This is a genomic window from Chryseobacterium wanjuense (assembly GCF_900111495.1).
Taxonomy (GTDB): domain Bacteria; phylum Bacteroidota; class Bacteroidia; order Flavobacteriales; family Weeksellaceae; genus Chryseobacterium; species Chryseobacterium wanjuense.
The window spans coordinates 518257-541408 of sequence record NZ_FOIU01000001.1 but is presented as its reverse complement, the minus strand read 5'-3'; the positions used below and the strand labels follow the sequence as shown (position 1 = coordinate 541408).

17 protein-coding genes and 2 tRNA genes are annotated in these 23152 nt (G+C 35.6%); 11 read left to right on the top strand and 8 right to left on the bottom strand.

Annotated elements, in window-relative coordinates:
• Positions 1–5 precede the first annotated feature (5 nt).
• From BMX24_RS02460 to BMX24_RS02450, 3 genes are read left to right on the top strand one after another with little or no spacing between them, the layout of a single operon-like run.
• Positions 6–227: a hypothetical protein gene (locus BMX24_RS02460; protein ID WP_089790493.1), complete on the top strand. Its 222-nt coding sequence runs from the start codon at positions 6–8 to the stop codon at positions 225–227.
• A gap of 23 nt (positions 228–250) precedes the next feature.
• Positions 251–2782, top strand: coding sequence for a YfhO family protein (locus BMX24_RS02455; protein WP_170835640.1), 2532 nt, complete (start codon positions 251–253; stop codon positions 2780–2782).
• 38 nt (positions 2783–2820) lie between these two features.
• A complete protein-coding gene (locus tag BMX24_RS02450; RefSeq protein WP_089790491.1) occupies positions 2821–4125 on the top strand; it encodes a glycosyltransferase family protein in 1305 nt (434 codons plus the stop codon).
• 197 nt (positions 4126–4322) lie between these two features.
• Here the strand turns inward: BMX24_RS02450 and BMX24_RS02445 are convergent, their stop codons facing one another.
• On the bottom strand, positions 4323–4964 hold the full coding sequence (locus BMX24_RS02445) for a hypothetical protein (RefSeq protein WP_089792698.1): 642 nt from the start codon (positions 4962–4964) through the stop codon (positions 4323–4325).
• Positions 4965–5119: 155 nt separating this feature from the next.
• Here BMX24_RS02445 and BMX24_RS02440 point away from each other — a divergent pair, with 155 nt between their 5' ends.
• Both BMX24_RS02440 and BMX24_RS02435 read left to right on the top strand, forming a co-directional pair.
• Complete coding sequence (locus BMX24_RS02440; RefSeq protein WP_089790490.1) at positions 5120–6079, top strand: YpdA family putative bacillithiol disulfide reductase; 960 nt, start codon at positions 5120–5122, stop codon at positions 6077–6079.
• Between the two features lie 209 nt (positions 6080–6288).
• Entirely contained in the window at positions 6289–7338 is a 1050-nt protein-coding gene (locus BMX24_RS02435; RefSeq protein WP_089790489.1) for an ETX/MTX2 family pore-forming toxin, read from the top strand.
• Positions 7339–7401: 63 nt separating this feature from the next.
• Here BMX24_RS02435 and BMX24_RS02430 read toward each other — a convergent pair whose 3' ends face one another.
• The 3 genes from BMX24_RS02430 to BMX24_RS02420 form a co-directional block, all read right to left on the bottom strand.
• Positions 7402–9432 (bottom strand): TonB-dependent receptor, encoded by a 2031-nt coding sequence (locus BMX24_RS02430; RefSeq protein ID WP_089790488.1) that lies wholly within the window; start codon positions 9430–9432, stop codon positions 7402–7404.
• A 289-nt stretch (positions 9433–9721) separates the two neighbouring features.
• A complete protein-coding gene (locus BMX24_RS02425) occupies positions 9722–10891 on the bottom strand; it encodes an MFS transporter (protein WP_089792696.1) in 1170 nt (389 codons plus the stop codon).
• Between the two features lie 252 nt (positions 10892–11143).
• A complete protein-coding gene (locus BMX24_RS02420) occupies positions 11144–12817 on the bottom strand; it encodes a glutamine--tRNA ligase/YqeY domain fusion protein (protein WP_089790487.1) in 1674 nt (557 codons plus the stop codon).
• 158 nt (positions 12818–12975) lie between these two features.
• On the opposite strand from BMX24_RS02420, the gene BMX24_RS02415 reads away from it, so the two are divergent.
• Entirely contained in the window at positions 12976–14106 is a 1131-nt protein-coding gene (locus BMX24_RS02415; RefSeq protein WP_089790486.1) for an alpha/beta hydrolase, read from the top strand.
• A gap of 244 nt (positions 14107–14350) precedes the next feature.
• On the opposite strand, the gene BMX24_RS02410 is transcribed toward BMX24_RS02415, so the two are convergent.
• The gene (locus BMX24_RS02410; RefSeq protein ID WP_089790485.1) at positions 14351–15355 is read right to left on the bottom strand and encodes an o-succinylbenzoate synthase; all 1005 of its coding nucleotides are present in this window, start codon (positions 15353–15355) and stop codon (positions 14351–14353) included.
• Complete coding sequence (fbp, locus tag BMX24_RS02405; RefSeq protein WP_089790484.1) at positions 15356–16372, bottom strand: class 1 fructose-bisphosphatase; 1017 nt, start codon at positions 16370–16372, stop codon at positions 15356–15358.
• Positions 16373–16686: 314 nt separating this feature from the next.
• On the opposite strand from fbp, the gene BMX24_RS02400 reads away from it, so the two are divergent.
• From BMX24_RS02400 to BMX24_RS02380, 5 genes are all read left to right on the top strand, one after another.
• Positions 16687–17925, top strand: coding sequence for an aspartate kinase (locus BMX24_RS02400; protein WP_089790483.1), 1239 nt, complete (start codon positions 16687–16689; stop codon positions 17923–17925).
• Between the two features lie 23 nt (positions 17926–17948).
• Complete coding sequence (locus tag BMX24_RS02395; protein ID WP_089790482.1) at positions 17949–19790, top strand: lysophospholipid acyltransferase family protein; 1842 nt, start codon at positions 17949–17951, stop codon at positions 19788–19790.
• 99 nt (positions 19791–19889) lie between these two features.
• Positions 19890–19962, top strand: a tRNA-Phe gene (locus BMX24_RS02390).
• 117 nt (positions 19963–20079) lie between these two features.
• Positions 20080–20152 (top strand) — tRNA-Phe (locus BMX24_RS02385).
• A 196-nt stretch (positions 20153–20348) separates the two neighbouring features.
• A complete protein-coding gene (locus tag BMX24_RS02380; RefSeq protein WP_089790481.1) occupies positions 20349–21557 on the top strand; it encodes a tyrosine-type recombinase/integrase in 1209 nt (402 codons plus the stop codon).
• A 318-nt stretch (positions 21558–21875) separates the two neighbouring features.
• Here BMX24_RS02380 and BMX24_RS02375 read toward each other — a convergent pair whose 3' ends face one another.
• Together BMX24_RS02375 and BMX24_RS02370 are read right to left on the bottom strand one after the other, a co-directional pair.
• Positions 21876–22463, bottom strand: a complete 588-nt coding sequence (locus tag BMX24_RS02375; RefSeq protein WP_089790480.1) for a recombinase family protein — start codon at positions 22461–22463, stop codon at positions 21876–21878.
• Between the two features lie 59 nt (positions 22464–22522).
• Complete coding sequence (locus tag BMX24_RS02370; protein ID WP_089790479.1) at positions 22523–23065, bottom strand: antirestriction protein ArdA; 543 nt, start codon at positions 23063–23065, stop codon at positions 22523–22525.
• Positions 23066–23152: the final 87 nt, after the last annotated feature.

Sequence of the window (23152 nt, the reverse complement as noted above, 5' to 3'; positions counted from 1 at the left end):
TTATTATGAAGTACATTTTTGAGTTCGTACTTGCAACGATTATCATTTATTTTGTCTGGAATATTTTGAAAAGGATTTTTTTTAAGACATTCCACAGTTATATGTTTAATAACAACAAAAAGCAGCAGCCGGATATACAAAACTCAAATAAGATCAATAAAAAAATCAACTGGGACGCAGAAACTGTGGACTATGAAGAGATTAAAGAAAATAACGACAAAAGGTAAAATAAAAGATAATAACCATCAACATGGCGAAAAATAAAAACTTAATTTATATTGCAATTTCATTAGTTGTATTTATAGTTTTAGCATTTTTATACTCCACTCCTGTCTTTACGGGAAAACAGCTTTTCCAGCATGATATCGTGCAATATCGAGGCGGTGCAAAAGAACTTCTCGACTACAGAGCCGATACCGGAAAAGAAACCTACTGGAGCGATTCCATGTTTGGAGGAATGCCGACTTATCAAATGGGAAGCCAGTTTAAAGGTGATATCATTAAAAAAATTGATTCTAACTTAAACTTTTTTCCAAGACCGGTAAACTATCTGTTTTTACTTTCTGCAGGGTTTTTCCTTTTAGGAATGGTCGTGCTCAGAAACTGGAAATATGCACTTTTAGGAGCAACATTCTTCGGACTTTCGACCTATTTCTACATCGCGATTGCAGCCGGACACAATGGAAAAATCAATACTATTGAATATTTCGCGCCGCTTTTAGCCGGAATTTTATTGGTCTATATCCGAAAAAAATACATTTGGGGATTTATCGTCACTACCCTGTTCATGGGACTTCAGGTGGCAGCGAATCACCCGCAGATGACGTATTACCTTTTCCTTGCCTTAGGATTTTTATTCTTGTCGGAATTAATCAGAACGATTCAGAAAAAGACTCCAATGAAGCATTTTTTAATTTCCTCAGGAATTATTGCTGCTTCATGTCTTATCGGTGTCGGAATGAACTCCCAAAGAATCATGGCGAATTCTGAATACATTAAAGAAACCGTTCGTGGAAAACAAATTTTAACCAACGACAGCCATACTGGAGGAAATTCAGGAATGGATAAAGAAAGTATGCTGATGTGGAGCTACGGAAAACTGGAAACACTTAACCTATTCATTCCTAGATTAATGGGTGGTGGAAGCCAGGAACCGGAAGGAAAAGAAATGATGGCCAAAGTTCAGGAACTGGTGCAGGAAAATGTAGGTTCACAAGCTGAAATGGACAGGATTTCCAAAGGATTCGGAAACTTAACCTACTGGGGAGATCAACCCGGAACTTCAGGGCCGGCTTATCAGGGGGCTATTGTCTGTTTCCTTGCTGTTTTAGGATTCTTTTTTGCCTGGAAAAAGTACCGTTATTGGATCTTAGGCGCTTCAATTCTTACTATTTTATTGGCTTGGGGAAGCAATTTTATGCCACTTTCGGACTTTTTTATTGATTTTGTTCCGTTTTACAACAAGTTCAGGGCGCCTTCTTCGATTTTGGTGGTCGTGGAATTATTATTTCCTTTAATTGCCATTATCGGGTTGTACAGATTCTTTACCGATTCATCATTAACAGAGGAATACAAAAAGAAAATTCTTCTTTATGTAAGTGGTGGAGCTTTAGGTTTAGTCTTAATTATGCTTGTTTTCGGAAAATCATTATTAGGATTCCATACAGATAATGAAAAAACTTATCTACCTCCTTTCCTGTTGGATTATTTGGTGGATGAAAGATTTAAATTATTTAAAATTGATGCGATCAAAGCATTTATTTATATCGCTATTGCAGCCGGAGTTTTATTCTTGAGTTTAAAGCAAAAATTAAATCAGAATATTGCATTAATCATCATCGGAGCCGTAAGTTTATTTGATCTCTGGACAGTAAACAAACGTTATCTGAATGATGAAAACTACGTTGATAAAATCTTTGCGGAAAATCCTTTCCAGACCGAAAGCTCAGATCTTATGGCCGAAAAAGTGCAGGAAAATCCGAACCTTGAATCTATTTTAGCGAATGTAAACGTTAACAAAACCCTGGAAACCATTGCAGAAAAAGATAAAACGCATTACAGAGTTTTCAACAATATTTTAGGGACATTCAGTGAGACGAATACTTCTTATTTTAAATCTTCCATCGGAGGATATCACGCCGTAAAATTGAGAAGATACGACGATGTGATCAATGAATATTTCCAGGTAATGGATTCTGTAAAAGTTCCGAATATCCTGAATTTATTAAATGCTAAATACTGGGTTGTAGGCGGACCGGAACAGCCTCAAGCAATCCCGAATCCAAAAGCAAACGGAAATGCATGGTTTGTAAGTGACCTTAAGTTTGTAGATTCTCCTAACCAAGAAATTAAAGCAATTGGAGTAATTGACAGTAAAAAAACCGCTGTTATCGCTTCTTCAGATAAAAAATATTTTGACGGAAAACCTGTTCAGGCAGACTCTACGGCATTTATTAATTTAACAAAATATCAGCCGAACGAACTGGAGTTCAGATCTGAATCAAAAACTCCGCAATTGGCTGTGTTTTCTGAGATTTATTATCCTCACGGATGGAAAGTCTTCGTAGATGAAAAAGAAGTTCCTTATATCAAGGCAGATTACTTGCTTCGGGCAGTTCATGTTCCTGCAGGAAAGCATCACGTAAGAATGATCTTCGAACCAGAAGTTATTGAAAAAGGAAAATGGATTTCTCTTCTTTGCTTCGGATTGTTTATTCTGTTGAGTGGTTTTGGAATTTATTCTATTTACCGCAAAAGAGACAAAAGAAAAACTGAAAAGTAATAAAGTCTTTTGCCTCTTTTGTGTTTAAAATAAGTATAATGAGTTCTCAAAAAAAAATATTGATCATCACCTATTACTGGCCTCCCGCGGGAGGTCCTGGTGTTCAAAGGTGGTTGAAATTTGCAAAATATTTACCCGAATTCGGATGGAAACCGGTGATCTATACACCGGAAAATCCGAGTTACCCTTTGCTGGATGAGAGTCTGATCAAAGATGTTCCAAAAGATATTGAAATTGTAAAGACAAAGATCTGGGAACCTTATCAATTGGCCGAAAAGCTCAATAAAAGCAACAAAAAATTCAAAGCCGGACAGTTTGATGTCGGGAAAAACCAAAGCTGGAAATCTAAGCTTTCGATTTGGGTAAGAGGGAATTTTTTCATCCCCGATGCCAGAGTTTTTTGGGTAAAGCCTTCTGTAAAATTTTTAGAAAATTATTTAAAAGAAAATAAAATCGATGTGGTTGTCACTTCAGGGCCGCCGCATTCTCTGCATTTAATTGGTTTAAACTTAAAAAAGAAACTTCCCCATTTAAAATGGATTGCCGATTTCCGTGATCCGTGGACGGAAATTTCATATTACAAACATTTAAAACTCACCAAAAACTCCGACAAAAAACACCGACAGCTCGAAAGTGATGTTTTTAAAAATGCAGATATTACTTTAGCCACAAGCTACACCGACGCGGAAAATTTCAAAAAAAATGGAGCCAATGCAGTTTGTATCACAAATGGTTTTGATGAATCTGATGCTTCAAAAACAGCCAAATCCTCAGACTCTCAAACCCTCAAACAAAGATTCATACTGAGCTATATCGGGGTACTGGAACAGTTGAGAAATCCGGAAAACCTTTGGAAAACTTTAGATGATTTGGTGAAAACCAATGCTGATTTTGCAGAAAATTTCACCTTAAAATTTGCCGGAAGAATTGATGAGAAAATTTTAAACTCAATTGAAAATTCTGCTTTAAAAAATCATATCCTGAATTTGGGTTATCTTTCGCATGACAAAGCTATTGATGAGATGGCGAAATCTTCCCTTTTATTAATAACAAACTTTCCGAACGAATCGTCGAAAGGAATTATTCCCGGGAAAATTTTCGAATATCTGGCCACCGGAAAACAAATTATTTCTTTCGGACCCAATGATGCCGATGTTGCCGAAATTTTAAATGAGACTAAAGCCGGAAAACACTTCAGTTACAGCGATTCTGAAACGATTAAAAATTTTATCCTCGAAAAATTTGAACTCTGGAAAAATGGAAATCTTCTTGAAAACACACAGAACATTCAGCAATTTTCAAGAAAAAACCTGACTGAAAAATTGGTTGAAATTTTAGATTAATTATATTTAACCACAAAAGGCACAAAAGATTTTTATACATTAGAAGAACACTTAAGACAATTTAAACCTTTGAAAACATTTAGATCAATTGAGAAATCAAAGATTTTCAAAACTATGTGTTCTTCTTTGCAGTTAGTTTTTAACTTCAAATAAGCTAATGTGTAAAAATCTTTTGTGCCTTTTGTGGTTAATTCATATTAAATCGTCCACTGATCATTCACAACACCAACTAAATAATATTTCCCCTGATATTCTTCAAAGACCAGGCGAAGCGTTTTCCAGTCCATTTCGGCATTGGCTTCGGAACCTTTGATAAAGTTTTCTACAAAATCTGCATTAGGATAAATTTTCTTTAAATTATTCAGCGAATTTCCTTTTCCTAAGAATTCATTTAATGAAGTCTGCCCCGTTACAAAATCTTTTGAATACACCCATTTTGTAAGATAGTCATCAATTGTGGCTTTATATAATTCTCCCGAACCGTCCATTGCTCCCCAGGTGAAAAGCGTTTTGGTAGGCTCATATTTTTCGAAATCTGTTTTTGAAAAGTGCTTGTCTTCTTTAGGATTTACAAACGCGTACATTGAAAAACGAATTCCTTTCTCCGGATGGATATATTCTGCTAATTTTTTATAGTCTTTATTTTTCAAAGCCTGTAAAATTTCCTGATTGTTCTGCGTTAAAAGTATATCCTTATTATTAGTAGGGTTTTGAGTCACCGCTGTACTGTCAATGGCAGTTTGCTGGGTAGAATCCTTCCTGTCTTCTATAGGTTTCTTGGGATCTTTTTCACAAGCAACAATGCTCAGAATTAATAATGAAGTAAATAATTTTTTCATCGGTTTACTGTTAAATTTGATAGAAAGCACCAAAACTAATGCCAGCTTGATCAAAATTTCCAGAGTAAGTGAAATAGAGTTTAATTATTGTAAGTATAGTTTTTTGTTTATGTATTTAAGACCTTATGTATAAGGCATTTTCGTATTTTTGTGATATGGAAATTTTGGATATTCTTATCATCGGAGGAGGACCCATAGGTTTGAATTGTGCGCTGGAAGCTCAAAAAAATAATCTTACGTATTTAATTATCGAGAAAGGAACAATCGTAAATTCACTATACAATTATCCTTTATATATGAGGTTTTTCTCTACTGCAGAGAAATTGGAGATCGCTGAAATTCCGTTTATTTCGACCGCTCCAAAACCGGGAAGGCAGGAAGCCTTGGAATATTATCAGGGAATTGCAAGACAAAAAAATATCAACATTCATCTCTACGAAAAAGTGTTGAAAGTAACGAAAGAAAACGATGTCTTTACCATTGAGACTACGAAAGGAAAATATTCAGCTAAAAATGTAATAATCTCAACAGGCTTCTATGATATCCCGAATTTTATGAATATTCCGGGAGAAAATCTTCCAAAAGTAAAACATTATTATACCGAACCTTATCCTTACGCCAAACAGAAAATTGTAGTGGTTGGTTCCAGTAATTCGGCGGTAGATGCTGCATTGGAAACGTACAGGAAAGGCGCTGAAGTTACGATGATTATCCGTCATTCCGAAATTTCAAAAAGTGTGAAATATTGGGTAAAACCCGATATCGAAAACCGAATTGCAGAAGGAAGCATTAAGGCCTATTTTAATTCTGAAATCACTGAAATAAAGGAAAATACCGTAATTTTTAAAGATGAAAACGGACAAACCAATGAAATAGAAAATGATTTTGTTCTGGCAATGACGGGTTATCTTCCTGACTTTGAATTCCTGAAAAATTCAGGTATTGAATTGCAGGGAGAATGTTTAAATCCGCTTTATCATCCGGAAACAATGGAAACCAATGTCAAAAATCTTTACCTGGCCGGGGTTGTTTGCGGCGGAAAAGATACACATCTTTGGTTTATTGAAAACTCGAGGATTCATGCGGAACTTATTTTGCAAAGTATTTTAAAGTGAGTTTAATTTTATACTAAATTTAATTTATTATTTCCAAATTAAGGGATTTACTTGTTAAAAATTTCAACTAAACAAAATCCCAACTATCAAATTATCAATAAAATAAATCATAAATAATACAAAGTATCATGTGAATTATTTTTTTTTGAATTTTATATTTCAATTAGTTGTGATCTTTATAAATTTGAGAACTTAAATTAAAAAACCTTATGAAAAAATTAACTACATTAAAAGTTTTAGGAATCATTGGAGTTTCTTTCTTTTTAGCATCATGTGAACAGGATGGGATTGAAGACACTATCCAACAAATTCAGCCGACAGAGAAAACAGAACTGGCTACAAAAACCATGAGCGCCAAAGAAGAAGCAAAATTCATTGAGGAAAATGGTTTGAAACTTATTGCAACGATTAGTATGCCCGAACGCAGAAGTAATAAAATTTCACTACAAAACTCCACTACAATACAGGAAGAATTGACATCTGCCAACCTTCAACAGTTAGGCTTAACAGCTCCGAAAATAGTCACTTTATATAAAAATCAATATGGAGGAAATGTTACAGGAGTTATCGTAAACGATTACAAAACAGATGCAAGTCTTGTGCGTCCGGCAAATAATGGTGCTAAAGCTTATGTGAAAACATCTTTACCGGTGATTAACAGTTTTAATCCCGTACAAGATGGCAGCCAGGCAACATATAGTGCTACAACCATCTACAACAGCAGTTCAAATCCTCTTGCATATTCAAAAACACTTACTTTCAGTGATCAGCTTACCTTGTCAAACAGTACTACTGTGGCGGCAGGTCTGAATGTTGGTGCAAAAATATCAATTATGGTGAGTTCTCCTACCGGAAATATAGGGCTTCCGGGTGGTGTAAGTATTCCGTTACCATTTGTGCAGGCAACAGCAGAAGCATCAGTACAGGCAACATTAAGCACATCCAAAACAACAACTACCACTACTACAAAAGGAACAACAATTAGTGAAACGATCAGCCCAACGATTCCTCCACATAAGAAATTGTATATTGTTGCTATTCAAAAGGTACAAAAAGGTGCTATAAGCTACAAAATACCCGTTTCTATTACAGGAAGCGTTGTTACAAAACAAGCAGCATCATATACAAATCGTCCGGCTTCTTTCCTTAAAACTCAAAATCTGACAGAACAAGAAGGAACAATTAATTATGGATATTATTCAGATACTAAAATCTATGTAAAAGAATTGAATATGAATGAAGCTCCTCCTGCACTATAAAAAATCACATTATAATAATTAATTTTAATGAAAAGAGTTATGCTTCGGCATAGCTCTTTGCTTTTAAAAATTAACCTGTATTCCCGTAACAAAATTCCTTTTTGCAGCCGGATTATAGAAGCGATTCCCAAAAGCATTACTATCAAAACCCAAGACATAATCTGTATTGTAAAGATTTTGAATTTGAAAGAACACATTCAATCTGGTATTATCAATATCAATAGGAAATCTAAGTTGAATATTTCCTATCAAACTGGATTCTGACCAAAAAGTATTCGCATCATTCAAAGGAATTTTCGAGGTATAAAAATGGGAATAGTCAACAGAAATCTTTTTAAATAAGGTAAAATTCAGCAAACTGTTTATTGTAGTTCTTGGAACTCCTGTCAGATCATTTCCTGAAAAATCCGTATTATTTTGTTGATAATTTTCAAATTTAAAGTTGTAAAAACTTCCGGAAAATCTGAATTTGAAATTACTCAAAATAGTATTTTTAAGATTAAAATTTTTCGACTCCAACAAAATTTCAACGCCTTTCTGAACCGATTCTCCGGAGTTGATAAAATATTCCTGTCCGCTGTCATTCTGCCTTCTCACGATCGCATTTTTCATCCTGAAATCAAAATAATTTCCTTCCACAAAAATGGAATTTCCGAATTGTTTTCTAAGTCCGATTTCTTTATTCCAGCCAGATTCCGGAACCAGATTCACATTAAACTCCTGATTTGATGAGCGGATTTCCTCATTCGTAGGCGCAGAATTGCCTTTCCCTATTTTCCCTCTGACCGAAAAACCTTTTCCCAACAGGTAAGTAATGCCAAAATTAGGAAGCCATTGATTTTTAAACCTAATCGTCCCGTCTTGTGATCTTGGATAAAGCCTCTCCCATTGGTAAGAATTGGAATTTAAGCTCACTGAAATATCCGTGAAAAGTTTTTCGTTAAAATCTAATTTTTGCGAAAGAAAATAAAATCCGGAAGTATATTTAATTTGATCAAAATTCTGTGGATTTCCTTCAATACCTTTATTATTGTCGTAATTTTTAATCAAAATATCATTTATTCCACCTTCAAAACCGAACCTGTAGGCTAAAGAAATTTCGTTCCAGTTTTTTTCATAATTAAAATGAGTTCTTAGTGCAAAATTCTTTTCAAAACGATTCTCAAAGTTGGTAATAAACGGATTTTCAAAATCTACATACGATCCCTGAACTAAAATAAAATGAGAAAAATTTTGATTAAAATTAAACTCATGAGAAAGTCCAGTCAGAAGCATTTTGTTACGGATTCCTGTGTCCTGTTCTTTAGCTCCAGGAAGTGAAGGCGTGGCTGGTCTGGCCTGTTGGCGGTTGGCTTGCATCTGTTCCAATGTCAGTCCTCCCGGTGTTTCGTAATTCAGGTCTGTGTATGAAATCATTGCTTTAAACAACGCTTTTTCCGAATATTGAAAATTGTCTTTGATAAAAAACTGTTTTCGCGCCACCGCCGATTGTTCCCTGTAAGAATCCGTCTGATAATAATTCTGGAAAATCTCAACAAAATGTTTTCCCAACTGTTTCGAGAAATCAAAACTCTGGTTAAAAGCTCCATAACTCCCGATCGATACATTGGCAGAAAGATGATCCGATTTTCTGGTCTGCAAAAGGATTGTTCCGCCTGTTACCGCTCCGTAATCTCCGCTTTCCGGACCTTTGTAGATTTCCATTTTGTCGATCAGTTCGGGGGAAATCACATTGAAATAAGTATTACCCGACGCATCCGATAGAATAAAATCATCCAGATAAACTTTCACATTCCGGACTCCGAAAGGCGACCTCAGCGTACTTCCGCGAAGTGAAATCCGGTAGCTTCCGGGAGAGCGTTCTTCCATTCTTGCTCCAGCAATCTGGTTGATGGATTCCAACATTCTCTCAGGGGTATTTTGACTTAATAATTGTTCAGAAACTACCGAAACCGATTTTGTAGAAGCCATAAAAGGCGTTGATTTTTTGTAAGCATCGATCTGAACTTCTGAAATCAATGTTGCTGAATCTTTCTTCTGTGAAAAGAAAAATGAAACGGAAAATATGGAAAGTAAAAAATAGAACTTTGTCATTGAAGTATTGAAAGCAAAAATTATTCTCTTTTTACTCTGTAAAGATTAATATTTCATAAATGGTTCTTTTTTAATGAAAATATAGCCCTGCCAAGGTTTAAAACCTTGGCAGGGCTATATTTTTTGCGGCTCTCCCACGTGAGGGATGCGGCGGGCGGCGACGAAGGAGCCGGTGCGAGTGAGGAACGAACGAGTACGGAAGCGAAGCGGACCCCAAAGCAGCCCGACCCCGGAGATTTTCGGATTGGATGAGCATTGGAAAATCTCCGGGGACACGCCCAAAAAACAATTATATTTTTTCTTTTTTATCGCCGATCATCCATGGAATGATAAAATAAAATGCAATGGCAATCACTGTCGCCAAAACTCCTGTTCCGATCCACAAGGCATTGAAACCGAATTTCTCCGCAAGCATCGTCCCCAAATACGGAGTTACGATAAAAGCAATGGAAAAAGAGATCCCGTTGAGCCCCATATAAGCGCCTTTGTTGTTGTCCCCCGATCTTAATGCAGTGATGGTTGACATGAAAGGGAGTGTCCAGATTTCCCCGATACAAAGCAGCGTCATTGAAATTATCAGTGTAACGATACTGTGATCAAAAGCCATCATGGCATACGAAAATCCGCAAATGAAAGTTCCCAAAAGCATGGTAACGGCCAGGTTGAAATATTTTTCCGCAATCTGTACGAAGCCCATTTCGAGCAATACGATCAAAAATCCGCTGTATCCTAAAATGTAGCCGATATTCTGCTGACTTAGTTTTGCAACATCTTTGTAGAATATCGTTAATGTACTGAATATCTGGAAAAAACAGATCGAAAACAGCATACAAAAGAAACAGTAAACCAGGAATTTACCATCGCGGTAAGGCGAATTTTCTTTTTTGATTTCTATGGCTTCTTTCACTTTTTTAGCTTTTAATCTGGCAATTTTATTACGTTTTCTAAAAAATACAATGTATAATATTCCGGCCGAGAAAGCAGCCAAAGCATTGCTAAAGAATAAAAATTCGTACGAAATGGCCGACAAAATCCCTCCCAAAGCAGGACCAATGGAAAACCCAAGATTGACCGCCATACGGTTTAATGAAAATGCTCTCGTAATATTTTCAGGTTTTGCATATTTTGTAATCGCCACCGAATTGGCAGGACGGAAGGAATCGCTTACAATACTTTGAAGTAAAATGATCGCTGCCACTCCCACTTCTGTTTTGAAAACAGGAATGAGACAAAATAACGGAACACTCAGTAATAAACTGAAAGACTGCACTTTGTACTCCCCTATTTTATCTGTAATAAATCCTCCCAACCAGGATCCCAATACCGAACCGATTCCGAAAAAGCTCAGAACGATTCCCGTATTTTCGATGCTGAAATGCAGATGATTTGTCATGTAAACTCCCAAAAAAGGAAGCACCATCGAACCCGATCGGTTGATGAGCATTACCAGCGCCAACATCCAGCTTTCCTGCGAAAGCCCTTTGAATGAATTTGTATATAAGTTTATTAATTTCACAATTTCTCAAGTTTTAGTTTAATAATTTGTATTTGATGTTTTGTTTAAACACAAATGAAGCAAATGAATTTCACGAAATAACACAATTTTGATTTGTGAAATTGGTGCTCATTATTGGTGCTGTTAGTGTTTAAAACAAAAAAAAACAGGACTTAAAAATTAAGCCCTGTTCATTTATATTGATATAAATAATTTTTACTCCGGCTTATAAGAGTCTTTTAGCGTCACAGTTCTATTGAACACAAAATTTGTATCCGTAGAATCCTGATCCTTCGTGAAATAGCCAATTCTCTGGAATTGAAGAGGTTCTCCAACAACCACATCTTTCAGGCTAGGTTCAGCAAATCCTTGAACTGTTGTGACAGATTCAGGATTAATGAAGTTTAAGAAATCTATATCTTTCTCGGCATCAGGCTGTTCCACAGTGAATAATCTATCGTAATTTCTTACTTCTACAGGAATCGCATGTTTTGCAGATACCCAGTGAATCGTACCTTTTACTTTTCTTAAGCTTTCTTCAGTTCCGCTTCCGGACTTAGATTTTTCGTCATACGTTGCATAAATCGTAGTGATCTCGCCATTTTCGTCTTTCTCCACCCTTTCACCTTTGATGATGTAAGCAGATTTTAGACGGACTTCGCCACCCAATTTCAGCCTGAAGAATTTATTATTCGCTTCTTCTTTGAAGTCTTCACGCTCGATATATAATTCTCTGGAAAACGGTATTTCTCTTGTTCCTGCATCTTCCTGTTCAGGATTATTTTCAGTCTCAAGCCATTCTTCTTTGCCTTCAGGATAGTTTTCGATCACCAATTTGATAGGATCAACAACCGTCATGACACGTTTAGCAATTTTATTTAAATCTTCACGGACGCAGAATTCCAACAACTGGATTTCAATAAGGTTTTCCCTTTTGGCAACCCCCACTTTTTCAATAAAATTCCTGATAGAAGTCGGTGTGAAACCTTTTCTTCTCATTCCGGAAATCGTAGGCATTCTAGGATCATCCCAACCGTTCACTACATTTTCAGCGATCAGCCTTTGTAGTTTCCTTTTGGAAGTGATCATATAAGAAACGTTCATCCTTGCAAATTCTCTTTGCTTATTTCTTACTTTAGTTTCATCATAAACCTGATCCAGATACCAATCATAAAGCGGTCTGTGATTTTCAAATTCTAAAGAACATAAAGAATGTGAAATTTGCTCGATGTAATCGGATTCACCATGCGCCCAGTCGTACATCGGATAAATTTTCCATGCCGTTCCCGTTCTGTGGTGAGGTCTTTTTAAAATTCTGTACATAACAGGGTCACGCATATTCATATTAGGCGATGTCATGTCGATTTTTGCACGAAGAGACATTGTACCTTCTTCAAATTCGCCGTTTTTCATTCTCTCGAACAAGTCTAAAGACTCTTCAACAGGACGATTTCTGTATGGTGATTCCACCCCCGGTTCTGTCGGATTTTTTCTTTGCTCAGTGATCACTTCAGACGGTTGCTCATCTACATAAGCTTTTCCTTCTTTGATCAATTGCACGGCCCAATCGTAAAGCTGCTGGAAGTAATCGGAGGCGTACAAAACTTTATCCCACTTGAAACCTAACCATTCAACATCTTTCATGATAGAATCTACGAATTCCTGCTCTTCTTTTTCAGGATTCGTATCGTCGAAACGAAGGTTTACGGGAGCATTGTATTTTTCACCCAAACCAAAATTGATGCAGATCGCTTTTGTGTGACCTACATGCAGATAACCGTTTGGCTCAGGCGGAAAACGGAAACGGATCTGATCTCTTTTCAGACCGTTTGCCAAATCATCTTCGATAATTTGCTCAATAAAATTGAGTGATTTTTTTTCTTCTTCCATTAAAATTCGCTTTAAGATGTCGCATAATACGACAATTTGCAAATTTAGGAAATTTTAAGGGTTTACGGAAATTATAATTTAAATCTATAATTGTTAATAATTCAATATTTTTCTTTAACTTAGGAATAACTAAAAACCGTTACTCAAATAGTACTGTCATGGCTGTTTACATCTTAAGCAATCGGAAAATCATTCGTCATAAAGGGGAAAGAGTAGATTCTTTTTCCAATGATGAATATTCTATTCCCAGTTTCAGGATTGCAAAATGTAATTTCGACGGCTATAAAGAACCGACCGCCGCAGCCAAAAAGAAAAAAGACTATACCAATCGGAATATTCTTAACTATCAACTTTTCTCAGAACCACAAAAACAAGGTTATCAGGATGTTCTGGACGTTTTACTGAATGAAAAAGGAATCAAAGAATCTTCCTTAACAGCCAATCATCTCGGCGGAACCCAAAGAATGTTTTATGAATTATATAAAAATATGTCTTCTACAAAGGACAGAAGTGATGTTTTAATATTCATTCACGGGTATGCGTACGATTTTGATGATGAACTGAAAGCTATTCTGGACCTCAAAAAACTGTTTATCGACAATACCGAATCTCCTGTTGAACATATTTTATTTGTAAGCTGGCCTGCTTCAAGCAATGTTGTTCCACTCACTTATTTTGATGATAAAGCTGCAAGTATCAATTCCGGAGCTTCGCTGATGAGACTGTTTTATTTTTATACTCAGTTTTTAAAGGATATTTTCTCGAACCGCGACCTGATTCCCTGCAACCAGAGGATTCACATTGCAGCGCATTCGATGGGAAACCGTGTACTTCAGAGTATGCTGTACAGCTTGAAAAAGGAAAATATACTGAGGGTAATTGATCAGGTTTTATTGTTGAATTCCGATGTTTCCTATAAAGTTTTTGAAGATCAGGAAACTTCTTTCAACAAACTGCCTTTGCTGGCGAATAGAATTTCAATTTATTTAAACAGAAAAGACCTGATTCTGGGGATCTCACAGTTTACTAAAAATATCCTGACTCCGAGATTAGGAAAAAACGGGCCCAGTAATATTGAACCTTACAAAGATATTGTCTCTGTTATCGACTGCACTTTTGTAGAAGATGATTTGCTTAATACCTTCAAATTTGAAGCGGGAAATCATTGGGGATATCTTTCGAGCTCATCGGTTCAGAACGATATTTTTCAAAACTTGTATGGTGTGGATAGAAATCTTATTGCCAACAGATTGAAAAATAATGAAAATATTTTCACAATTGTCTCTTAATACTATTTTATTTTTAAACATATGACAAATCCTTATGACATACCCTAAAAACAGCCGCTCAAGTTGGCATAAAGATTGTAAAATCAACAGACAAAGAATACTAAATTTTACATCATGAAAAAAGTAAAACAAAAGTTTTCTTATTGGTTAGAATGCATTAAGAAAGCGATTTTCGTAAAAGACGTGATTTAATAACCGAGTATTAACATTAAAAAACACACAAATTTATTCGACCCTAAAACTACTATTTCAAGAAAAATAACTGCTCTCCCCGAAGATCCAATTGACTCTCAAAGTTATTGGTAAACAAACCTCCTGTCCCTAAACCTTGAGGCATCTTACTATGCTTCGTATACGTGTATTGTGCAATGGCATTCAGTCCGATATTGCTTTCCAGCGCGGAAGTGATCCACCAGCCGATATTTTGATTTTCAGCAAGGGAAATCCATTCGTCTGAACCTGCAAAACCTCCTACCAAAGACGGTTTTAAGATAATATATTGCGGTTGTATTGTTTCTAAAAGCTTTTTCTTTTCATTACAATCAATAATTCCGATTAATTCTTCATCAAGGGCAATCGGAGTTGGAGTTTCGGCGCATAGCTCAGCCATATCTTTCCAATTTCCGGCTTTTATCGGCTGCTCAATTGAATGAATATCTAAATCTGCCAATTGCTGCAACACCACTTTTGATTCATCTTTATTAAATCCTCCGTTGGCATCAACTCGAAGTTCCAGTCTTTCCTTTGAAAATTTTTGTCTTAATTTTTGCAGAATTTCGTGCTCGGATTTCCAGTCGACACCGATTTTTAGTTTGATACAATGAAAACCTTTTTCCAGCTTATCCTGAATCTGTTCTTCCATATAATGAATATCTCCCATCCAGATCAAGCCATTGATGTTGATTGAAGCTTTTCCTTCTGTAAAATCACTCGGGAAATAGAGGTTTCCACTATGCTTCAAATTTAGAACAGCCTGCTCATATCCGAACCAGATCGATGGAAATTCCTTTAATTTTTCCTTTAAAAACTCAGAATCCTGTTGAATATTTTCACAAAGCCATTGTAATTTCTCTTCATAATCTGGCCTGTCGTCAAAACTTAATCCTCTGAAAACGGCGCACTCTCCTATTCCTTTTTTCCCGTTCTCTGAAATTTCAAGAACAAAGGTTTCCTTTTCATGCAAAACGCCGCGAGATGTTCCACTCGGGCGTTTGAATTGTAATAAATATCTAAAATATTCTGCTTTCATTTATTTTACACTATCGATTCGCATAAATTCCTCTGCTTTTTCCACCATATCGATGCTTCCACAGAAAAACGGAATTCTTTGATGCAGCTCAGTCGGCTCTACTTCCAAAATTCTTCTGAAACCGTCTGTTGCCTTTCCACCAGCCTGTTCAGCCAGGAAAGCCATCGGATTACACTCGTATAATAATCTCAGTTTTCCGTTGGGAGCCTGTGAATAAGACGGGTAAATATAAATTCCGCCTTTTAGCATATTTCTATGAAAATCAGCCACTAACGAGCCAATATATCTTGAAGTATAAGGCCTGTCGCCTTCTTCCATCTGGCAATATTTAAGGTAATTTTTTACACCCTGAGGAAATTTGATATAATTTCCTTCGTTGATGGAATAAATCTTCCCTGTTTTCGGAAACTGCATGTTTGGATGAGATAAATAATATGTTCCCAGAGACGGGTCAAGTGTAAATCCGTTTACCCCGTTTCCTGTCGTATAAACGATCATCGTAGAAGAACCGTAAATAACGTATCCAGCCGCAATCTGGTTGACACCTTTCTGTAAAAAGTCTTCCAGCTGAACCGGAGTTCCCGGCTCGGTAACCCTTCTGTAAATTGAAAAAATCGTTCCTACAGAAACATTCACGTCAATATTCGAAGAACCATCTAGAGGGTCGATCAATACGACATACTTGCTTAAATGGCCGTTTTCGCCGCATTTAATATCAATAAAATCATCGTTTTCCTCAGAAGCAATACCACAAACAACCTCTCTTTGGGATAGTGCTGTAATAAAAATCTCATTGGCAATGACATCTAGTTTCTGCTGTTCCTCTCCCTGAACGTTCTCATTTCCCGCCTTTCCTATAATATCTGCAATTCCTGCTTTATTCACTTCCCTGTTTACCACTTTCGAAGCCAATCTTATTGCACTCAGAAGGCGAGAAAACTCACCCGTAGAATATTGGAAATCATCCTGTTTATCAATAAGAAATTCTCCTAAAGTCTGTAATGGCTGATCTGACATATTTTCTCTTTTTACGTTTTCCCCAAATTTCGTAAAATTTATTACATTTAAAAAAAATTATTCATAAAAGAGTTTAAATACTGTTTATCAACATCATACAGCCTTACTTTCATGATTTATCCAAAACTTCTCAGTGAAATCAACTCCCAATCTGTTGAAGCAATCTTAATATTTTTAACCAAATCGTGATTTTAATAAAATCTTAAGCCTATCCTTTCACTGGGCTATTTCATATCTCGTTGTAAATTTATAATTTTGACACCCGTAAAATATTCCCACAAATTTTATCTAACAATTTTATTATTAACAATTTAATGAAAATTTTCAAGTTTGGTGGAGCATCAGTAAAGGATGCTGACAGTGTAAAGAATGTGTCTATGGTATTAAAAAGCCAGGGGTTTGCCAAATGTTTGCTGGTAATTTCAGCAATGGGCAAGACGACTAATGAGTTGGAAAAAGTGGTAGAACTTTATTTCAAGAAGGATAATTATCAAACTGAAATTGAAAAGATAAAACGAAAACACATCGAAATTGCAGATGGCTTATTTCCTGAAAATCATGCGGTTTTTGCAGAAATTAATCTGTTTTTTGATGATATCGACTCTTTTTTGAGAAGAAACAAATCTCCGAACTACGACTTCGTCTATGACCAAGTGGTAAGCTGCGGGGAAATGATTTCTACTAAAATTGTGAGTGAATATTTAAACGAGATCCAGTTTACCAACCAATGGCTTGACGCAAGAGATTATGTAAAAACAGACAATTCTTACAGAGACGGTAATGTAGATTGGAAAAAAACGGAAGAGTTTATCTCTAATTTAAACAAAGAAATCTGCTACGTGACTCAAGGTTTTATCGGTTCTGATGATAATAATTTCACGGTAACACTGGGACGAGAAGGTTCCGACTACTCTGCCGCAATTTTTGCCTATTGCTTAAATGCAGACGCGATGACCATCTGGAAAGACGTTCCGGGAGTAATGACGGGAGATCCGAGAAAATTCAAGGATGTTACCCTTCTTTCGAATATTTCTTATGAAGAAGCGATTGAGATGGCCTATTACGGAGCAAGTGTCATTCACCCGAAAACATTGCAGCCGCTTCAGCAAAAAAACATCCCTTTTTATGTAAAATCTTTCGTGGATCCTACAAAAGAAGGAACAAAAGTAGGTGCTTCCGACAAAAACCAAAGTGAGGAAACGTATATTTTAAAGGAAAACCAGACTTTACTGAAAATTTCGACGAGAGATTTCTCTTTCATCGCGGAAGATCATATGAGTTTAATTTTCGGATATTTATCTAAGTATAAAATTAAAGTTTCTTTGATGCAGAATTCGGCAATTTCACTAGCTTTATGTCTGGAAGATAAATTTAATACTATCGATGAGCTTAATGAAGAACTGCAAAAAGTATTCAAAACAGAAGTTGTAAAAAACGTATCTTTATTTACGGTAAGAAACGCCAAGATGGATCACATTGATAGGTTTTACCAGGAAAAAAGTGTATTATTGGAGCAGATTTCGAAGAACACGCTTCAAATGGTAACACAATAAAACTAATTGCGACTAAACACAATATGAGTTTAATTTCGAAAAACGATCTGATAAAAGCTTCCGGCTTAAGTAAAATAGGATTTCTTAAGAATCCTGTGGCATCTGCTGTTATGAGCATTGCTAAAATAAATGAAGTAAACAGACTATACGATAAACTAAAAGACAAGGAAGGCAAAGACTTTTTCGACTCATTTGTAAGAGAAAGAAACCTAAGCTATATAGCTTTTGAAGAAGATTTGGCAAAAATTCCGAAAACGGGACCGTTTATTCTGGTTTCGAATCATCCGCTTGGTGCTATTGACGGAATTTTAATGTGTAAAATCTTATCGGAAGTTCGTCCGGATTTCAAGGTGATGGGTAATTTTCTTTTGGAAAAGATCAAGCCGATGGAGCCATACGTGATTTCTGTAAACCCTTTTGAAAAAAGAAAAGACGCCTATAACAGCTCTTCCGGAATGCGGGAAACTTTAAAGCACCTGCAGAACGGAGGTTGCGTAGGTATTTTTCCGGCAGGAGAAGTTTCGAATAAGAACAATCCTTACGGAGAGATTTTAGATAAAGAATGGGAAAAACCGGCTCTTAAGCTGATAAAAATGGCAAAAGTGCCGGTGGTTCCTATGTATTTCCACGCTAAAAACAGCCGATTATTTTATCAGGTTTCAAAAATACACCCGAATTTACAGACATTGATGCTTCCTGCAGAAATGATGAACGACAGAGAAAAGCCAATCCGTATCAGAATCGGAAAACCTATTGCCGTAAAAGCGATGGATGATATGGAAACTATTGAAGAACTGGGCGAATTTCTGAAGCGTAAGGTTTATATGATGAAATCTTACTACGAAAAGAGAAAATCATTGGCTCAAAGTATCAATCTTCAGAATTTATCGGTAAAATTTCCTTTATTAAAAGAAGAAAATATCGTTCAGAATATCATCGACGAAACTCCGAAAGAAGACATCATTAAAGACATCAACAAACTGAAAGGCACAGATAAAATGTTTTTCAGTAATGGAAATTATGAAGTTTACTTTACGAACTACGAAGAAATCCCATCGATCATGAGGGAAATCGGACGTCAGAGAGAGCTTACATTCCGTGCTGTGGGTGAAGGAAGTAATCTTCCTTTCGATTTGGACGAATACGATAAACATTACCACCATCTTTTCCTTTGGGATAATGCCGAGGAACGATTGGTCGGCGCTTACCGAATGGCGCTGGGTAAAGAAGTGATGAAAAGATCCGGAATCAAAGGTTTTTATACAAGTTCTTTATTCGAATTTGAGCAGGATATTCATCCTTTCTTTAAAAAGGTGATTGAAATGGGACGAGCGTATATCTGTCAGGAATACCAGCAGAAACCACTACCACTTTTCCTTTTATGGAGAGGAATTGTGCATGTCTGCCTAAGAAATCCCGATCATAAATTTTTGATGGGAGGCGTAAGTATTTCCAATAAATTTTCTGAATTTTCAAAATCATTAATGATTGAGTTTATGCGCTCAAATTATTACGATTCCGCTGTTGCTCAATACATTACACCAAGAAACGAATATAAGGTAAAACTTCGTGACCGGGATAAAAATATCTTTTTCGAGGAAATGGAATCTGATTTGAATAAATTAGATAAAATCATCGATGACCTTGAACCGGAGTTGAGATTACCTGTTTTAATAAAAAAATATATCAAACAAAACGCAAAAGTGATCGCCTTCAATGTAGATCCCAACTTCAATGATGCGATCGACGGGTTGATGTACATCAGGATCAGTGATCTTCCCGAAAGCACGATTAAGCCTGTATTAGAGGAAATGAGCGACCAGATCAGGAAGGAGCAGGAAAATAATCCGGCTGAAAATCAATAGGTTTTTAAGTTTTGTTAAAAAAAGTATTGTTAATACTTGCTTCATATACGAAAACTTACTACTTTTGCATCACTTTAAAACAACGAAGTAAAAAAGAATGGTTTCTTAGCTCAGTTGGTAGAGCAATGGATTGAAAATCCATGTGTCCCTGGTTCGATTCCTGGAGAAACCACACAAAACCACCTGTAAAAAGGTGGTTTTCTTTTCAAAATTGTTTTAAATAAAATTGTAAAGGTTGATAATTATTATTACTTTTGCACCACTTCAAAAAAAGAAGTAAAAATTAAATGGTTTCTTAGCTCAGTTGGTAGAGCAATGGATTGAAAATCCATGTGTCCCTGGTTCGATTCCTGGAGAAACCACAAAAGTTAAACACAATTTAACTTAATCAATCAAAAAAATCCCTTTTAAACAATGTTTAGAAGGGATTTTTGTTTTAGTGATGTTTATTATTGTTTCATCAAATTTAGTCCTTTTTTGTCCCTTTGTTGTCCCTGAGGACAATTTAAAAAGATTTTCAACTGTATCACAGACTAATTTTGAAACAAAAATAGAACTATGAACATTGCATTTTTTTTAAAAGAGCCTACAAAGGCAACCGAAACAATGGTGTACGTCTCAGCAACCTTAAAAGGTCAGAGACTGAAACGCTCCACAGGGGTAAAAGTAAAACCCTCACAATGGACGGGGACAAAAGTGAGACAACTAGCTCCCGAATCAGCAATTAAAAATCTGAAAATCGAAAACACTGTTAAAATCTTAAAAGAGATTGAGCGGGAGTACTTATTGAAAGAACAGCCCCTATCTAAAGAAATTTTAGAAAAAGAATTTGAACACAAGATTACACCCGTCAATACAACAACTGCTAGAAAAAAAGACGTATTAAGCGTTTTTAATGAATTTATTGATGTTAGAAAACAATCTGTATCAGAAAATACAATAAAGACCTATAAAACGTGTAAAAACCATCTTCAAACGTTTTCAACTGAAATGAAATTTGATATGTCATTTCAAAACATTACGCTTAACTTCTATGATGAGTTATTGGCATATTTCATTGAAAAAAACTTCTACAACTCTACTATTGGAAAATATGTAACAATACTTAAAACATTTATGAATTGGGCAGGAGAAAGACGATTTCATAATAATATGGAATTTAAAAAGTTCTTGGTTTTTAAAGATGATTCTGAAAAAATAAAGCTTACTCCTGAAATAGTAGAAAAATTGAGAACAACTGATTTCGAAGATGATTATAGTAACATCGTAAGGGATATTTTCATTTTTAGCTCCTATACAGGTTTGAGATTTGTTGATATTCAAAACATGAGACCAGAAGACGTTACAGAAGATTTTTTACGATTACATATCAAAAAAGCTAAAGAAATGCTTGATATACCTTTATTAGATATACCAAAAGAAATAATCAAAGCTCATACAGAACGCTATGGTAGGCTAAAAATACCTACTAATCAATTCTGTAATAGAGAAATTAAAAAACTTTTTGAAACGATTGGTTTTGATGCTAAGATACGGTTTGTAAAATATTCAGGTAAAAATGAGATTACAGTAGAAAAAAATGCTCACGATTATTTAACAATGCATTATGGAAGGGTATTTTTCATTACAAACTCGTTGATTAATGGTATGAATGAAGAGTTCATCAGAGAAATTACAGGTCATAAAGATTACAAATCTTTCAAAAAATATGTTCAGTTTTCCCGTGAAATGGTAGCTGACAGTTTACATTCTGCATGGAAAAAATAAAATCCTATTTTATTGATAAATTCTTATTTTATCAATAAATGGAATAACAAAAATATTCATATAAATATTTTAGGAGCCTAAACTATTACAATTTTGTAAATTAGGCTCTTTTTTCATAGATTATCTATGTAGCTAAAAATTGTGGAATTTTATTATTTTGAAAAAATCAATAGGCAACTAAATTAAGTACCATTTTAGATATATAAATAATAAAGAGAGACACCAGCCCCAATAGTATAAATAGCTCCTTTTTTGCCTACTTTTTGATTTATCGATAGTGATAATTTCATTTTCTTTGAGTGGTCTACCCTCATCACATCAGATATTATTTTTGACTTTCTGAACAGTTCCAATGCTGACCGAACAAATTTTAGCCGTATCTCTGATAGAATTTCCTTTTTTGAGATTCTTAATCACCTCTTTATACTTAGATAGGAAATCTTCTATGCTCTCCGTAGAGCCTTTTTCACGTCCTTTGTAGATTCCTTTAGCTTTTGCGAGTGCAATCCCCTCTCGTTGACGCTCTAAAATGGTTTCACGCTCCATTTCGGCAATGTTAGCCATAACAGAAATAATAAGTTTGAATGCTTGATTCTCTTTACCCTTAATCAGGCTTTCTATTCCGAGATTATCAACTTTGAGAATAACGCCCTTTTCTTTGAAAAATTCCAAAGTCGTAAGAATATCATACAGGTTTCTTCCAAGCCTATCAATAGAACTTACCGAGACATAATTAATTTTACTTCCTTCAATTGCTTTTATCAATTCCCTTCCCTGTTCTCTATCCTTAAAAGGAGTAGAACCGCTAACAACATCAATAAAAACCTTTTCGTCTTTTGCTTGGCGTTCTTCCTGTCTTGCCGTATTCTGCGCTCCTGTACTGACTCTAATATATCGTGCTCTCATAATTGTAAATGTTATAAAGCACCCTGCAATTAAGCAAGGTGCAAAGATTTTTATTGTAATTAGTTTCGGAAGTAATATCCGTTAGAACTCATATAATCATACATCAAATGTCTGGCGGTTACTTCCCAATCAATGTAAATGTAAGAAGGTAGGTTTTCAGGAATTGAGCCGTCCTGTTCTAAAGTAGTCTGCGCAAAATCTTCATCCGAACTGTATTCGCCATAATAAGAATCTGAAAGACTGTTTAATAGGTCTCTTACGTCTTCATGAGAATAACTCATGCACTCTGCATAGGCTTCTATAACCTCAAAATCATAATCCGAATTGTCGATTTGTTTGCCTATCTCATAAATGTTTACTGAAAGATGACATTCGCTGATTAGCTTTTGTTTGATAAAGAACTCACTGCATTCGTAGTCCTGATACATAAATTCGGGGTTTTGCTCGTCTTGGTGTAATTCGTGCATAGCTTTTAAAAGCTCGTCATAACATGAATAATTTGAAAGTTCAAGCCATGCCCCGTATAGGCTTCCTTCGTTGTACTTTGCATACGTTCCGACATAGATACTGAAAGTATCAAGACAATTTGTTAACTTTGCCATTGTAAGTAAGTTTTAATTAGCGTTAGAATTTTTTACACATCCCCGTTCAATATTGGTAGTATTGACGGGGTTTTTTGTTGGTTTTTA